This window comes from uncultured Methylibium sp., from assembly GCF_902826655.1.
In the GTDB taxonomy this organism is placed as follows: domain Bacteria; phylum Pseudomonadota; class Gammaproteobacteria; order Burkholderiales; family Burkholderiaceae_C; genus Methylibium.
In genome coordinates this window covers 1-14,838 of the sequence record NZ_CADEFR010000040.1, presented here as the reverse complement: position 1 = coordinate 14,838, position 14,838 = coordinate 1, and the positions used below count along the sequence as shown (strand labels likewise).

Below are 14,838 nucleotides of genomic sequence, written 5' to 3'. Positions count from 1 at the left end.
TCGGTGCGTGCGGCCTCAGTGCACCGCGCCGACGATCGGCGCCAGCGCCGCCTGGATGCGCGCGCCCTGCTCGGCATTCAGCATCGAGCCCAGCAGCTCGCCGTAGCGCGGGTCCTGCACCCCGCTCACGACGTACTGCCAGCGGTAGGCCCGCAGCATCGTGGCGTGCAGGGCGGCCGCCTGCGCCGCATCGAAGGAGCGGCCGGCCGCCTGCGCAAAGTAGTCGGCGTCGGCCCGGGCCTGCATCTGCACGATGCCGTCGACCGCCGCGACCAGGCCGATCAGCTCGCTCACGGCCTGATCGCGCTGCGCCGCGTCGAGCCGGGCGTTCTCGCTGAGCCACTCGATCTCGTCGAGGATCGCGTGCTGCGACTCCTCCTTCCAGTGGAACAGGAACACGTCCTTCCACAGCGGATCGATCTGCTGCTCGGGCTCGATGCTGCTGCGGTAGTGCGCCTGCGAGAACAGCTCGATGTCGGTGACGAGCGCCAGCACCGCCCAGCTCGACGCGGCCAGCACCGCCTGCGCCACGTCGTTGGGCTGCGGCAGGAAGCGGTAGCCGGCGGGCATGCCGGGCGCCATCATCGTCTCGAGGCGGCGGAACATCTCCTGGTGCTTGAGCTCCTCGTCGGTCAGGCGCACCAGCGCCTCGAGCGCGACCTGGTCGCCGAGCCAGTGGCCGCGGCTCAGTTCCAGCACCTTGGCGCCGATGAAGCGCTCGACCAGCGCGAACATGTTGGCGTAGGTGCGGCCCTGCACCTGCGAGAACAGCCGCTGCTCGTCGGGGCTCAGGAACGGCAGCCGCGCCACCATCGACAGCCCGTCGGGCAGGAACTTGCGGCCGAAGTCGAAGGCGCGGCCGCGGATCACGTCGCGGTCGGTGTCCCAGCGGATGCGCTTGGAGACCTCGACGCACTTGGCGTAGCGGGCGGAATCGGTCGAGTGCGAGGTGGCGTGCGACATGGCGGTGGCTCCTTGAATGTGGGAGGAAGGGCAGGCGGTGCCGGCATCGGTCGACGCCTGTTGCACACTCTGCGCAAGCGGCCGGCGCGGCGTCTTCAAGGCAGGTTCAAGCGTTTTCAAACGGCGTCGACCGACCGCCTGACTGCCCGAACGGGAGACCGCCCTTGCCCACGGCCACCGACGACCCGCTGCGCTTCGACGACTTCGAGCTGCACGCCGCCGAGCGCCAGCTGCGCGTGCGCGGGCAGCCGGTGTCGCTGGGCAGCCGTGCCTTCGACCTGCTGCTGGTGCTGGCGCAGCGCCACGAGCGCCTGGTCACCAAGCAGGAGCTGCTGGACCTCGTCTGGCCCGGCCTGGTGGTGGAAGAGCACAACATCGCCACCCAGGTCGGCAGTCTGCGCAAGCTGCTCGGCGCGCAGGCCATCGCCACCCTGCCCGGCTACGGCTACCGCCTCACCGCGCGGCGCCAGGCGCCGGCCCCGACGCCGGACGCGCCGCCGCCGGGCCCGCGCCCCACCCTGCCGGATCGGCACACCCGCTTCATCGGCCGCGAGGCGGCGCTGGCGGACCTGGCGCGCCTGGTGCCGGCGACGCGCCTGCTCACGCTCACCGGCATCGGCGGCTGCGGCAAGACGCGCCTGGCGCTGCGCTTCGCGCAGCAGCAGGCCGCGGCCTACGCCGACGGCGTGTGCTTCGTCGACCTTGCGCCGCTGCAGCACGCCGGGCGCGTGGCTGCCGCCTGCGCCGCCGTGTGGGGTCTGCCCGACGAAGGCGACGCGCCGCTGCTGACACGCCTGCGCGAACACCTGGCCGCGCGCCACCTGCTGCTGGTGCTGGACAACTGCGAGCACGTGATCGAAGGCGCGGCCGCGCTGGCCGAGGCGCTGCTGGCCGGGCCGGGTCGCCTCACGATCCTGGCCACCAGCCGCGAGGCCCTGGGCGTCAGCGGCGAGCAGCTCTATCCGGTGCGCTCGCTGTCGCTGCCGACCACCGACGACCTGGGCTCGGTGCTGGCCACCGAGTCGGCGCGCGTGTTCGTCGACCGCGCCCGGCTGCTGCGGCCCGACTTCGAGGTCGACGCCGCCGGCGCCGCGCCGCTGGCCGAGATCTGCCGGCGCCTCGACGGCATCGCGCTCGCGCTGGAGCTGGCGGCCGCGCGGGTCACGATGCTGTCGATCGCCGAGATCGCCCAGCGCCTGGACGACCGCTTCCGGCTGCTGACCGGCGGCCACCGCGCCGTGCCGCGCCACCAGACCCTGCGCGCGGCCATGCAGTGGAGCTACGAGCAGCTGACGGCGGCCGAGCAGCGCATGCTGCGCCAGGTGGCGGTGTTCGCCGGCGGCTGGACGCTGCAGGCGGCGGCCGACGTCGCGCAGACCGCCGACGACTACGAGGCGCTGGCGCTGCTGACCGCGCTGCACGACAAGTCGCTGCTCACCGTCGACCGCGACGCGGCCGGCGGCGCCCCGCGCTACCGCATGCTCGAGACCGTGCGCCAGTACGCGCTGGAGCGCCTGGCCGAGCTGGGCGAAGCCGACGCCGCGCGCGGCCGGCACGTGGCGCACTTCATCGCGATGGCCGAAGAGGCCGAGCCGCAGGTGCGCGGGCCCGGGCAGGACGCGTGGATGGGCCGCTTCAAGCAGGAGCACGAGAACCTGGTCGTCGCGCTGGGCTGGTGCTGCGAAGGCGCGCTCGACCCGCAGCCCGGCCTGCGGCTGGCCGCCGCCACCGGCTACTACTGGGGCTGGAACAGCGTGGAGTCGGGCTACCGCCTGACGCGCGCCGTGCTGGACCACGACCGCGCGGCCGCCGCCACGCCGGCGCGCCAGGGCGCGTTGCTCGCGCTCACCCGCATGAGCGAGTTCCGCGGCCGCTACGAAGAAGCGCTGACCTATGCGCAGCAGGCGCTGGCCGCCGCCCGGCAGATCGGCGCGCCGCAGCCGCTGGCCTGGGCGCTCAATGCGGTCGGCTCGGCGCTGGGCAGCCTGGGCCGCGACGAGGCCTCGCTGCAGGCCAAGGAAGAAGCGCTGGCCCTGGCCCGGCAGCTGGACGACGGCGTCCTGCTGTTCACGCTGCTCAACAACATCGGCTCGGTGCGGCATCGCACCGGGCAGCTCGAGGCCGCCGAGCGCTGCTACGTGGAGGCGCTGGCGTGGGCGCGCGGGCACGTCGGCCGGGTCGGCCAGGTGGTCCTGCTGGACAACCTGATCCGCGTGCTGGTGGCGCGCGGCGAGCTGCAGCGGGCCCGCGAGCACGCCGCCGAATGCCTGCCGCTGGCGCGCGACGAGAAGGTCGGCGCCGACCTGCTGGAAGCCGCGGTCGGCCTGGCATCGCGCCGGGGCGAGCACGCGACCGCGGCGCGCTTCTGGGGCGCCGCCGACCGGCAGCTGCTGGCCTGGGGCTACCGGCACGAGCCGGGGGAGATGGAGCATGTCGAGCCGCTGCTGGCGGCGTCGCGCCAGGCGCTGGGCGACGCCGCCTTCGACGCGGCCGAAGCGGCGGGCCGCGCCGCCGACTTCTCCGAGGTGATGCGCGAGCTGGAGCGGTGGCTGGCCCGCGAAGGCTGAGGGCGGCCCGGCTTCAGGCCGCGGCGCGCGCCGGCCGCCGAACCGCGCGGACCTTGCCGCTGGTGGCGCCGCCGCAGTAGAAGAGCCCGGCTCCATCCGACTCGAGCCCGCTGACGAAGACGCCCTGCGGCATCTGCAGCTGCTGCAGCACGGCGCCGGTCTGCGGGTCGATGCGGCGCAGCTCGCTCTCCTCGCCCTCCCAGGTGCCGTGCCACAGCTCGCCGTCGACCCAGGTGACGCCGGTGACGTAGCGGTTGGACTCGATGCTGCGCAGCACCGCGCCGGTCTGCGGGTCGATCTGCAGGATCTTGCGGTCGCGGTACTGGCCGACCCACAGGCTGCCCTCGGCCCAGGCCAGGCCCGAGTCGCGGCCCTGGCCCGGAGCGGGGATGGTGGCCAGCACCTCGCCGGTGGCGGGGTCGATCTTGTCGATGCGCGACTCGGCGATCTGGTAGAGGTGCTTGCCATCGAAGGCGGTGCCGGCATCGGCGGCGCGCGGCAGCGTGGCCGCGACCTCGCCGCTGGCCGGGTCGATGGCGATCAGCTGGGCGCCGGCGGCGGCCCAGACGCGCTGGCCGTCGTGCGTGACGCCGCCGATCTGCGTGACGCCGTCGAAGGGACCGTACTCGCGCACGATCTCGGCGGGGGTGGTGTTGCGCTTCATCCTGGTTTCCTTTTGCGGCGCACGGTGCGGCGCCGATGGAGGCAATCTATGTGAGCGGCAGCGCAGCGGGGAGTAACAAGATCGTCGTGAATCCCGCCAGCGGCGGCGCCAGCCAGCGCTGCGCCCGCGCGCGCCCGACCGATCGCACGCGGCCCGCGGCCTGCAGGTCGGCCAGCGCGCGCTGCACCGTGCGCTGGCTCTCGCCCAGCGCCAGCGCGAGTGCCGAGGTCGACCACGCCGCGCCGTCGGCCAGCAGCGCCAGCAGCGAGGCCGCGTCGCCATCGATCGGCGGCAGCAACACCACCACCACCGGCGCCTCACCGATCGGCCGCAAGGCGAAGCCCGGCGCCGTGGCCTCCACGCGCGCCAGCGGCGCCAGCAGCGCGCGCAGGCGGCCCACTTCCACGCGAAGGCGCGCGCGGTGCGTCTCGTCGGGCCGGCGCGTGCGGAAGGCGCGCGCGATCAGCGCGTTGCGATCGGCATCGCCCGGCCAGGCCTCGGCCAGCGCCTGCGCCAGCGTGAAGAGGATGGGCCGGCGCGCCAGCGCGATCCACGCATCGCCGACCCTCACGCCACGGCGACAGGCATCGACCACCAGCGCGCCCGAGGCCTGGAGCGCCTCGACCTCGTCCAGCCGCAGCGGCTGCTCGTGCCCACCGCCGATGCGGCGCGCGGCCGGCCGGTCGAGTGCGGCGCGCGCCTCGGCCACCTCGGCCGCGAGCGCGGGCACGCGCGACTGCAGCGCGGCCTGCTGCGCCTGGGCCAGCGCGGCGCGCGCGGGCGCGGTGCGCAGCGAACGCAAGGCCAGCTCGGCCTGCGCCAGCGCAGCCACGGCGTGCAGCGCCGGCGGCAGCGCAGCCCCGTCCAGGTCGGCCAGCGCCGCCTGCGCATCGGCCAGCCGGCCGATCAGCAGCGAGCGGCGCAGCGCGATCAGCCGCGCGTGCAGCGCGTTGGCACGATCACCGCGCGCGTCCAGCGTGGCGATCGCCGCCGCCAGCCCGCGCGGCGAGCCGCCCAGGTCGCGCAAGGCCAGCGCCACCTCGGCCTCCGCCACCACGCAACGCGCACGCGCCACGGCCTCGTGCCGACCGAAGCCGCGCGCGGCGCGGCGCAGCAGATCGCGCGCACGGACCAGCTCGCCGAGCTGGGCCATCGCGATGCCACGCAGCGCCAGCGCGGGCGGATCGTCGCGCAGGGCCACGTGCTTCAGGGCGCCAACGGCGTCGCCGGTGGCGAGGGCGCGGGCGGCGGCGGTGGTGAGGGAGTCCACGGGGTGGAGGCTACCGCCTGAGCGGTCGAAGGTCAGCGGACTACACGCTCGGTGGATAAACCACGACTGAACACTTCAGAGCCAGCTGGCGAGCGTCCGCATGCGGCCAGGAGCGGGCATTGATGAATGCCCGGTCCAGGGTACCCAAATGCACGGCGAAAGAGAACATGGTGTCAGCTCTCCGCGCTTCGTGAACCCTATTACATGGGCGTCGCTACCGCCCGGATGGTGTCGGCAACGGCCGCTGGTTTGTCCTTCTGGATGTAGTGGCCGGCGCCCTCCACGGACTCGACACCCCTCGTGTGCAGCAGCGCCGGCCAGTCGCGCCATAGGTCTCGCGACATGTTCTCGAACGCGCCGGCTTCGGGCGGGGCGAAACGCCCGCGCACGAGCACGCGCGTCGGCACTGTCGGCGATGGCAACGAGACAAGGCTGTCCAGGCAGCGCTGCTGGTCGTCGAACTCCCGCCGCATCGTCGGGGAGAAGGCAGCAAGCCGTGCCGTTCGCACGACCACCGCCATGGCCGGAGCCTCCTGCTGCATGCGCGGCCAATGCTGCGGGTGGGTCGGCTCCAGCAGCACGATGCCCGCGACGTCGTTGGGATAGAGCTTCGCATAGGCGTACTGGTAGAGCCCGCCGAGTGAGTGACCGACCAGTACGTACGGTGGGGCGAATCCGGATCGGCGCAGGTGCGCTCGCAGTTCGGACGCTGCGGCACATGGGCTGTGGTCTCCATCGTGCCCGGCGCTGCGCCCATAGCCCGGGCGGCTGACGGCAATCGTGCAGCGCGTGCAATTCGTCGTCGGTGGGCGCATCCGCCTCAATGAAGGCCGGCGAACCATCGGCGTCGCAGCAGTACACCCCGTCCAGTACCAGACAGTGCAGGTGGATGTTGAGGTTGGCGGCCGAGCCAAAGCGCTGGATCAGCGTGACGGCGCCGCCGTGACCTTCGTCAGCCTTGAGCCCCGCCTGCCGCAGCAGATGTCGCGTGACCACGCGCTGCACCACCTGCAGCACCGGCGTGACCAGTTCCGGCTGCGCGGCCAGCAGCACGCGCAGCGGGATCGGCAGCGACAGCACCCATTGCCGCACCGGCACGTGCGGGATGACGTGGTCGACCAGGTGCGCAGCGGTCTGCGACATGCGCCGGGCGCCGCAAGAGGGGCAGAATCCCCGGCGCTTGCAGCTGAAGGCCAGCAGCTTGTCGTGGCCGCACTCGCCGCAGCGTAGCCGCAGGAATCCATGCGCCAGGATGCCGCACTCGAGGAAGGCGTCGAACTCGTCCTTGATGAACCGCGGCAACTCGGCGTCCGTGCTGGCCTCGGTGTGGGCGATGAAGCTGGCCGCATGCTGCTGGACCAGGCGGTACAGCGTGGTCTGCTCCGGTCGGTGGCGTTCGTAGTGGAGCCGGCTGGCCAAGCCGGGTAAGGAACCGGGCTGGCGGGCGGCGTGCACGGCATGCAGAGGACTCGATGGGGACCTCTACCGTCCCAGCATCGCCCTGCACTCGCCATCGCCCTTCGGTCGGGCTTGTGGGTGCAAGAAGATGGCCCTCCACCGGGTGCAGCCGGTTGGGGTGGGCCAGCCCCGGCGGGAGTCCGTCGTTCACCTTAGTGCCGATATCCCCGTGCTTTTGAGGTCGTTCCTGGCCGACGCCATCGTCACATCGCTTCAGGATCCACGCTCCCCCTGGAGCGACGCATGTGGGAGATCTACGCCTACCAGAACGCCGACAGCCTGTTCGGCATCCTGCGCAATGTCGATTGAAATCGAATCGCCTCTCTCCCTGGCCACGGCAAGCCGCTCAGAGAACGCGGTGCGGTCGGCAAGGGAAGCATCTGCGCGGGCGGAGCGCGCGGTTGTGGTGGCGACCCGCGCGTCACGCCGGACATTGACGCTACATATCGAAGAGCGACGGGCGCGGTTCGTCAGGCTCCTCTTCCAGTTTCTCCACCGGGACAACCTGCGCCCGAACCAAGCGACGCTCGCCAGCAGATTCAGGCCTCGTCTTCGATCACCCCGAGCGCGAGTTGGGCGAGGCGCCACGTCTTCGACATCTCGCCCGGGCAGCTGCCGTCGTTGCGCGGGCTGGCGCAGACAACGAGCACCCGCGACGGCGTGCCGGGCGCGGCCCAGTGCGCCTGGGCCTGTTGCAGCGCCTCGGCGGTGGTGCGCCACTCGTTCGACAGCGCGTAGCCAGGGTCGGCGTAGCCGCTGCCGGCCGGCGCGGTGCGCGGCGCCTTGCGGCCGTCCTGATAGGCCTGCCAGGCCAGCGCTTCCAGGCGGTCGATGGCCGGCTGCTCGGCGGCATAGACGGGATCGAAGAAGCGCTGCTGGTAACGGCGTCGAAACGCGTCCCGCGTGACGGGCAGGTTTGTCCGCTTGGCCGAGCCGCAGCGTGGGTTTGATGGCAGGCACGGCGCGAGCTTGCCAGCATGCCGATGTGGAGCGCAAGCGCGCTCCACATGACCCCAGCCGTGCTGGTGCTTCGCTGCGAGAAATCGCCTACAAGCAGCCGAGTTCTTGTCCTACACGGCAACGAGCCGGCGGGGTGTCGAATGAGCCGCTGAAGGCGCGCTCCATTTCCCCTCAACAGCTTGTATTTCAGGAGGCTCTGTGGCCAAGAAGTCGAAAGAGAAAACCCCCGTGGTGTCCGACAGCGGCAGCGCTACGGTGCCTGCGGCGAACGATGCGGGTGCACAGCAACGCGCCCAGACGGAGCAGCTCGCCGCACGGATGCCGTTCAACAGCGCCAAGGCGGGCGAACATGGGCTGCAGGCGGGGCTGAACCCTGAGGAGGGCGACACCGCCGATGCGCCCTCGCGGCTGCCCACGGCGAGCACGCTGAGCGAAGCCAATGGCAGCGACAAGACCGGCAGCATGGCGGTGGAAGGCCTGAACGCGACGATCGAGACACTCGACCGTGTACGCGCTGACGGCTCGGGGCGCCCGCTCACCACCAACCAGGGTGTGTTGATCGCGGACAACCAGAACTCCCTGAAGGACGGCTTGCGCGGGCCGGTGCTGCTGGAAGACTTCATCCTGCGCGAGAAGCTCACCCACTTCGATCACGAACGCATCCCCGAGCGCATCGTGCATGCGCGCGGTTCGGCGGCACACGGCTTCTTCGAGGCCTATGAATCGCTGGCCGAGCTGACGCGCGCGGCACCGTTCAAGGAGGCCGGGAAGATCACGCCCGTGTTCGTCCGCTTTTCCACCGTCGCGGGTGAACGTGGCTCGAAGGACACCGCGCGCGACGTGCGCGGTTTTGCGGTCAAGTTCTACACCGACGAAGGCAACTGGGACTTGGTCGGCAACAACATGCCGGTCTTCTTCATCCAGGACGCGATGAAGTTCCCCGACCTGGTGCACGCCGTGAAGCCCGAGCCCCATCACGCCATGCCCCAGGCCGCGAGTGCGCACGACACGTTCTGGGACTTCGTTTCGCTGATGCCCGAATCCACCCACATGCTGATGTGGGTGATGTCGGACCGCGCCATTCCGCGCAGCTTGCGCACGATGCAGGGTTTCGGCGTTCACACCTACCGCTTCGTCAACGCCGAAGGGGCGTCCGTCTTCGTCAAGTTCCACTGGAACCCGAAGGCCGGCACACACTCGCTCGTCTGGGACGAGGCGGTGAAGATCTCCGGGGCGGACCCGGACTTCCATCGACGCGACCTCTGGGAAGCGATCGAGAACGGCGCCTATCCGCAGTGGGAGCTCGGGGTGCAAGTGTTCACCGAGGAGCAAGCCGAGGCTTTCAGCTTCGACGTCCTGGACGCGACCAAGCTGATTCCCGAAGAGATGGTGCCGGTGCGGCCGATCGGGCGCATGGTGCTCAACCGCAACCCGGACAACTTCTTTGCGGAGACCGAGCAGGTGGCGTTCTGCACGGCGAACGTGGTGCCCGGCATCGACTTCTCGAACGATCCGCTGCTGGCCGGGCGGATTCACTCCTACTTCGACACGCAGCTGTCCCGGCTCGGCGGGCCGAACTTCCATGAGTTGCCGATCAATGCGCCGATCGCCCAGGTGCACAACAACCAACGCGATGGCATGCACCGCCAGGCGATCCATCGCGGCCGCGTGTCGTACGAGCCCAACTCGCTGGCCGGCGGCTGTCCGTTCCAGGCCGGCGCGGCACACGGCTTCGTGTCGGTGGCGGCGCGCTTGAACGCCAGCGAGTCCCAGGTCAAAGTACGGGCCAAGCCGGAGAAGTTCGCCGACCACTACACGCAGGCGACGCTGTTCTATGAGAGCCAGACGCCGGCGGAGAAGGCCCACATTGCCGCCGCCTTCCGCTTCGAGCTGAGCAAGGTCACCGTGCCGGCGATCCGTGAGCGCATGGTTGCCTCGTTGCGCAACGCTTCGGAGGAACTGGCCGCCCAGGTCGCGGCCAAACTCGGCATCGACCCGCTGCCGCAACCGATGCCGCGCGCCATCGACACGCCGGCACGGCCGGAGGTGTCCAGCTCCCCCGCACTGTCGCTCATGGCGCGGCCGGGTGATGGCTCGATCGAGGCGCGCAAGGTCGCCGTGATGGTTGCGCCGGGCGCGCATGCCCGCTCGCTGCTTGCGGTGCGCGACGCGTTGCTGCAGCAAGGGGCCGTGCCGCGTTTCGTCGGGCCGCACGTCGGCCCCATCCCGGCGGCGGACGGGCAGTCGATCGACGCCGAAGCGTCGTTCGAGAATGAACCGGGTTTCCTGTTCGACGCCATCGTGCTGCCCGATGGCGAGAAGGCTGCGCAGGCGCTGGTCGGGGATGCGAACCTGATGGACAGCGTGCGTACGGTGTATCGCCACTGCAAGCCGATGCTGGCATTGGGTACGGGCGCGCAGGTGCTCGGCGAGGCTGGCATCCCGCAGGGCGATGACCCTGCGCTGGTGGTGGTCGATGCAGTTCAGCTCGACGGCGGCATCGAACGGTTCGTGAAGGCCATCGGTGCCCCGCGTCGCTTCGAACGCGAAACGGATCCACCGCGCGTGTAAGAGCCGCTTCGACGCCGAACGAAAAATGCCGCCGGGACACCGGCGGCATTTCCATTCTTGGGTAGGCGATCAGGACGCCATCTCGGCGTACTCCGCTTCCAGCTCGGCCTTGCGCGCCGCCATCTCCTGCGCCAACGCGGCGAAGTCGATGCCCTTGGCCTTGCGCGCCTTCGGGAACATCTCTTCTTCCTCTTCCTTCACGTGGTGGGCGACGTACTCGCACAACACGGTGACCTTGGCGTCGTAGTGGCTGTCGTCCGGGCCCATCGACTCGATCTGCGCGATCAGGTCCTTCGCGCTTTCGTGTTCCACGTCGGCGTGATCCATGATGTCGTCGTCGTCGATGGCTTCGCGCACCGGCGGGTAGAAGACTTCCTCCTCGACCGTCGCATGCACGGTCAGCGCCGCGCAGATGCGCGCCGCGAGTTCGCCGCGCTCCTCGGCATCGGCTTCGCTCTCAACGAGCTTCTCGTAAGCCTTGTGCATCTTCTCGACCTCACGATGGTCGGACTTCAGCATCTCGAAGGGGTCGTTCGCGTCCGAAGCGGCCTTGCTCGTGCGAGCGCTCGTCGTTTTCTTGGCGGGTGATTTGGTGGCCATGGGTTTCCTCGATAGGTGGGTGAATGCGCTCCCGTGCGGGAGACAAAGCCAGTTTCGGCGTTGGCAAAGGCCGTTGCCGTCGGACAGCGGCGACAGCGCCTGTAGGACCGCACCTATGGCTTGGGCTCGCCATGCGTCAAGCCGTTTGCCTCGGTGACGGCACCCGCGGACTCCTTCAGGATGCTCACCCTTCCATCGGCCTCGAGGAAGGCGCACTGCATGTCCTTCAAGTCGCAATCCGCCTCGCGCAGCGCGCGTTCCACGTCCAGGCGCGGCACGTTCGACTTGCGCAGCACGTCGTCGAAGAGTTGTCCGTCGCGGCCGATCAGCACTGCACGCCCTTCCACCAGCTGCTGGAACCCGCTGCTGCGGGCGGTGCCGACAGCCACCACAACATTGAGCAGGATCAGGCTGGCTGCGGCCAGCAGGCCGCCCGTCACCGAGTCGTCTCCCCCGCTCAGCCCGTTCGACACCGACTCGCTCAACAGCATCACCACCAGCAGGTCGAAAGGCGTGAACTGCCCCACCGTGCGCTTGCCGGATACGCGGATCAGCAGCAGCAGCACGCCGTAGATCAGCGCGGCCCGCACCGGGAACTCCCACCAGGGCATCGAAAGTTCGAACATGACATCTCCTGACGCCGCTGCACGCTGCGTGCATCGATTGCAGCAAAGCCGCAGCCGCAGCGGTGTAGGACGTCTGCCCTGCAAGCCTGGCCGCCGGGCTACCCGAGCCGGCTAGGATGCTGCATGGCGCTTCTCTATGGGTTTCATGCCGTCGCCGTGCGCCTGAAGGTCGCTCCGGACTCCGTGACCGAGGTGCATGTCGACCGGCAGCGGCGCGATGCGCGCATGCGCGACCTGCTCGCGCGTGCCCAGGCGGCGGGCGCGACGCTGATCGACAGCGACGATCAACGACTCGGCCAGCTTGCCGGCAGTGCGCGCCACCAAGGCGTGGTGGCGCGGGTGACCGCGCTGCCGGCGCGCCATTCGCTCGATGACGTGCTGGACGCGGTGCAAGGCGCAGCGCTCGTACTGGCGCTCGACGGCGTGACGGATCCGCACAACCTCGGAGCCTGTCTGCGCGTGGCCGACGGCGCCGGTGCGCACGCGGTCATCGCGCCGAAGGACCACGCCGTGGGGCTGAATGCCACCGTCGCCAAGGTCGCCAGCGGCGCAGCGGACAGCATGCCCTACCTGATGGTGACCAACCTCGCGCGTGCGCTGGGCGAGATGAAGGAGGCGCATAGGAATTTCAAACGGTCTGGTCTGTGAAAAGCCTGGAAAGCCCGACTCAGCCCTGGGTGGGCAGCCGATGCCTGCCTGGATGGCTTGGAACTGGCGCCTGGGCCGTTGCCTTGTCTGGATTCGGCCCGCCCTGACGGCTCGCCTCGCGCTCGTTGGGCCTTGATCTCGGGGTTGACCCTGTGTTTTCCGCCATCCAGTCCGCACGCGGGCGCAGCGCCACCGGCCACTGGCGCCAGGCTGCGCAGCCCTTTGTGATGTGTACGGTGTCCGGGACGGTCGACGCGGCTCAGGCGGCTTCAGTCTTGCCGCGCCTCGCGCGCTCGGCCTCTGGGCGGCGGCTGCGGATCCAGTCCCAGGTGGGTCAGGATCTTCTCGATCACCGGTCGCTCCAGGATGGCCGCGATGATCTTGAGCTCCCCGGCGCCGCAGTTGGGGCAGTGCTGCATGTCGATGTCGAACACGCGCTTGAGTAGCCGCGCCCAAGCAATTCGGTGCGGTCGGTCCGGCCGGTCCGGGTTAGTCTCGGTCTGGACCACGCATTCGCTGGCGGCAACGGCTGCGGTGGCCCGTTCCTCCACCTCGGGCCCTTGCGGCACCACCAGGGACCGCAGCTTGGCGTTGGGCGCCAGCACGCCGTGGAACCTGATGAGATGCAGACGCGGCCGGGGAACCAGCGCCGCAAGCCGCTGCATGAACTCCAGCGGGCTCAAGACCAGATGCGTCGTGCCGTCGCGCCACGGTGTCTTCAGCTTCAGCTCGACCTGCCCGGCGGCATTGACCTGCACCCGTTCGTCGGAAAGCGCCGGCCGGGTGATGTAGCGGCACAGCTGCTCCAGCCGCTTGCGGTCATGGGCTTCGACCCGCACCGCGGCGTGCAGGCTGAATCCGTCGATGTCGGCGCACAGCGGCTGGCGGGCCGAGTCCTCGCGCGGCATCGCGCCTCTCAGGGTCAGCACCTTCTGCCCGGCGCGCGGCCCGAAGGCGATTCGGTAGGTGATGGCCGCGGCCTGCAGCGGCCGCAGCGTGCGCGCCTCCTCGCCGTCGGCATCCGGCTCGGCCAGGTAGGTCTGGCCCATGTCTTCGACCAGCACGCCCCGGCGCGTGAGCATCTTCATCAGCCGGGCGATGACGGTCTGCAGCAGCGCGTGCAATTCGTCGTCGGTGGGCGCATCCGCCTCAATGAAGGCCGGCGAACCATCGGCGTCGCAGCAGTACACCCCGTCCAGTACCAGACAGTGCAGGTGGATGTTGAGGTTGGCGGCCGAGCCAAAGCGCTGGATCAGCGTGACGGCGCCGCCGTGACCTTCGTCAGCCTTGAGCCCCGCCTGCCGCAGCAGATGTCGCGTGACCACGCGCTGCACCACCTGCAGCACCGGCGTGACCAGTTCCGGCTGCGCGGCCAGCAGCACGCGCAGCGGGATCGGCAGCGACAGCACCCATTGCCGCACCGGCACGTGCGGGATGACGTGGTCGACCAGGTGCGCAGCGGTCTGCGACATGCGCCGGGCGCCGCAAGAGGGGCAGAATCCCCGGCGCTTGCAGCTGAAGGCCAGCAGCTTGTCGTGGCCGCACTCGCCGCAGCGTAGCCGCAGGAATCCATGCGCCAGGATGCCGCACTCGAGGAAGGCGTCGAACTCGTCCTTGATGAACCGCGGCAACTCGGCGTCCGTGCTGGCCTCGGTGTGGGCGATGAAGCTGGCCGCATGCTGCTGGACCAGGCGGTACAGCGTGGTCTGCTCCGGTCGGTGGCGTTCGTAGTGGAGCCGGCTGGCCAAGCCGGGTAAGGAACCGGGCTGGCGGGCGGCGTGCACGGCATGCAGAGGACTCGATGGGGACCTCTACCGTCCCAGCATCGCCCTGCACTCGCCATCGCCCTTCGGTCGGGCTTGTGGGTGCAAGAAGATGGCCCTCCACCGGGTGCAGCCGGTTGGGGTGGGCCAGCCCCGGCGGGAGTCCGTCGTTCACCTTAGTGCCGATATCCCCGTGCTTTTGAGGTCGTTCCTGGCCGACGCCATCGTCACATCGCTTCAGGATCCACGCTCCCCCTGGAGCGACGCATGTGGGAGATCTACGCCTACCAGAACGCCGACAGCCTGTTCGGCATCTTCAACGCTGCGGCAACCATCCACGGCTCTGGCGACTACATGGCGGCGGTCGCCGCCGTGGCCTTCTGCGGGTTCATCGCGGCGCTGGTGGCCTACGCCTTCGCGCCCGAGAAGCTGCAGGGCTGGAAGTGGCTGGCCACGGTGCTGCTGGTGTTCTCCGTCCTCATCGTGCCGCGGGTGACCGTGGGCGTCGTCGACAAGACCGGCGGATCCGCCGTGAAGGTGGTGGCCAACGTCCCGTTCGGCGTGGCCTTTCTCGGCAGTGTCACCAGTACGGTCGGGCACACGCTCACGGGCCTGTTCGAGACGGCCTTCCAGGTCATCCCGGGTGTCGGCGCCCTTCCGAGCGAACTGAGCTACGAGAAGAACGGCCTGATGTTCGGCAACCGCCTCATCCGGGAGACAGGCGGCGTCGCCTTCCAGGATCCGAACT

12 protein-coding genes and 2 pseudogenes are annotated in these 14,838 nt (G+C 70.1%); 5 read left to right on the top strand and 9 right to left on the bottom strand.

Going from position 1 to position 14,838, the window contains the following annotated elements; genetic code table 11:
* Positions 1 to 15: 15 nt before the first annotated feature.
* On the bottom strand, positions 16 to 963 hold the full coding sequence (locus QZV97_RS14845; protein ID WP_295643662.1) for a hypothetical protein: 948 nt from the start codon (positions 961 to 963) through the stop codon (positions 16 to 18).
* A 164-nt stretch (positions 964 to 1,127) separates the two neighbouring features.
* On the opposite strand from QZV97_RS14845, the gene QZV97_RS14840 reads away from it, so the two are divergent.
* Positions 1,128 to 3,530, top strand: a complete 2,403-nt coding sequence (locus QZV97_RS14840; protein ID WP_295643659.1) for a winged helix-turn-helix domain-containing protein — start codon at positions 1,128 to 1,130, stop codon at positions 3,528 to 3,530.
* Between the two features lie 13 nt (positions 3,531 to 3,543).
* Here the strand turns inward: QZV97_RS14840 and QZV97_RS14835 are convergent, their stop codons facing one another.
* The 4 genes and pseudogenes from QZV97_RS14835 to QZV97_RS20925 form a co-directional block, all read right to left on the bottom strand.
* Positions 3,544 to 4,194 (bottom strand): glutaminyl-peptide cyclotransferase, encoded by a 651-nt coding sequence (locus QZV97_RS14835; protein ID WP_295643656.1) that lies wholly within the window; start codon positions 4,192 to 4,194, stop codon positions 3,544 to 3,546.
* Positions 4,195 to 4,240: 46 nt separating this feature from the next.
* A complete protein-coding gene (locus QZV97_RS14830; RefSeq protein ID WP_295643653.1) occupies positions 4,241 to 5,464 on the bottom strand; it encodes a helix-turn-helix domain-containing protein in 1,224 nt (407 codons plus the stop codon).
* Positions 5,465 to 5,664: 200 nt separating this feature from the next.
* Positions 5,665 to 6,279 carry an alpha/beta hydrolase gene (locus QZV97_RS14825; RefSeq protein WP_295643650.1) on the bottom strand — a complete coding sequence of 205 codons (615 nt, stop codon included), beginning with the start codon at positions 6,277 to 6,279 and terminating at the stop codon, positions 5,665 to 5,667.
* A gap of 76 nt (positions 6,280 to 6,355) precedes the next feature.
* Positions 6,356 to 6,766 (bottom strand): annotated as a pseudogene (locus tag QZV97_RS20925) (transposase zinc-binding domain-containing protein); the annotation flags it as partial.
* Between QZV97_RS20925 and QZV97_RS14815 the strand changes: the two are divergent.
* Positions 6,707 to 6,892: a hypothetical protein gene (locus QZV97_RS14815; protein WP_293194348.1), complete on the top strand. Its 186-nt coding sequence runs from the start codon at positions 6,707 to 6,709 to the stop codon at positions 6,890 to 6,892. The pseudogene QZV97_RS20925 and the gene QZV97_RS14815 overlap by 60 nt on opposite strands.
* A 569-nt stretch (positions 6,893 to 7,461) precedes the next feature.
* Here the strand turns inward: QZV97_RS14815 and QZV97_RS14810 are convergent.
* Positions 7,462 to 7,929, bottom strand: a complete 468-nt coding sequence (locus QZV97_RS14810) for a hypothetical protein (RefSeq protein WP_295643641.1) — start codon at positions 7,927 to 7,929, stop codon at positions 7,462 to 7,464.
* Between the two features lie 208 nt (positions 7,930 to 8,137).
* Here QZV97_RS14810 and QZV97_RS14805 point away from each other — a divergent pair, with 208 nt between their 5' ends.
* Positions 8,138 to 10,453 carry a catalase gene (locus QZV97_RS14805; RefSeq protein ID WP_295643711.1) on the top strand — a complete coding sequence of 772 codons (2,316 nt, stop codon included), beginning with the start codon at positions 8,138 to 8,140 and terminating at the stop codon, positions 10,451 to 10,453.
* Between the two features lie 69 nt (positions 10,454 to 10,522).
* On the opposite strand, the gene QZV97_RS14800 is transcribed toward QZV97_RS14805, so the two are convergent.
* Both QZV97_RS14800 and QZV97_RS14795 read right to left on the bottom strand, forming a co-directional pair.
* Positions 10,523 to 11,053: a hemerythrin domain-containing protein gene (locus QZV97_RS14800; protein WP_295643638.1), complete on the bottom strand. Its 531-nt coding sequence runs from the start codon at positions 11,051 to 11,053 to the stop codon at positions 10,523 to 10,525.
* Positions 11,054 to 11,166: 113 nt separating this feature from the next.
* Complete coding sequence (locus QZV97_RS14795) at positions 11,167 to 11,679, bottom strand: YetF domain-containing protein (RefSeq protein ID WP_295643636.1); 513 nt, start codon at positions 11,677 to 11,679, stop codon at positions 11,167 to 11,169.
* A 123-nt stretch (positions 11,680 to 11,802) separates the two neighbouring features.
* Between QZV97_RS14795 and QZV97_RS14790 the strand changes: the two are divergent.
* Positions 11,803 to 12,294 (top strand): annotated as a pseudogene (locus tag QZV97_RS14790) (RNA methyltransferase substrate-binding domain-containing protein); the annotation flags it as partial.
* A 302-nt stretch (positions 12,295 to 12,596) separates the two neighbouring features.
* Here QZV97_RS14790 and QZV97_RS14785 read toward each other — a convergent pair.
* Positions 12,597 to 14,075: an IS91 family transposase gene (locus QZV97_RS14785; protein ID WP_054022815.1), complete on the bottom strand. Its 1,479-nt coding sequence runs from the start codon at positions 14,073 to 14,075 to the stop codon at positions 12,597 to 12,599.
* A 282-nt stretch (positions 14,076 to 14,357) separates the two neighbouring features.
* On the opposite strand from QZV97_RS14785, the gene QZV97_RS14780 reads away from it, so the two are divergent.
* Positions 14,358 to 14,838, top strand: a 481-nt coding sequence (locus QZV97_RS14780) for a conjugal transfer protein TraG N-terminal domain-containing protein (RefSeq protein WP_295643632.1), incomplete at its 3' end; no start/stop codon positions are given.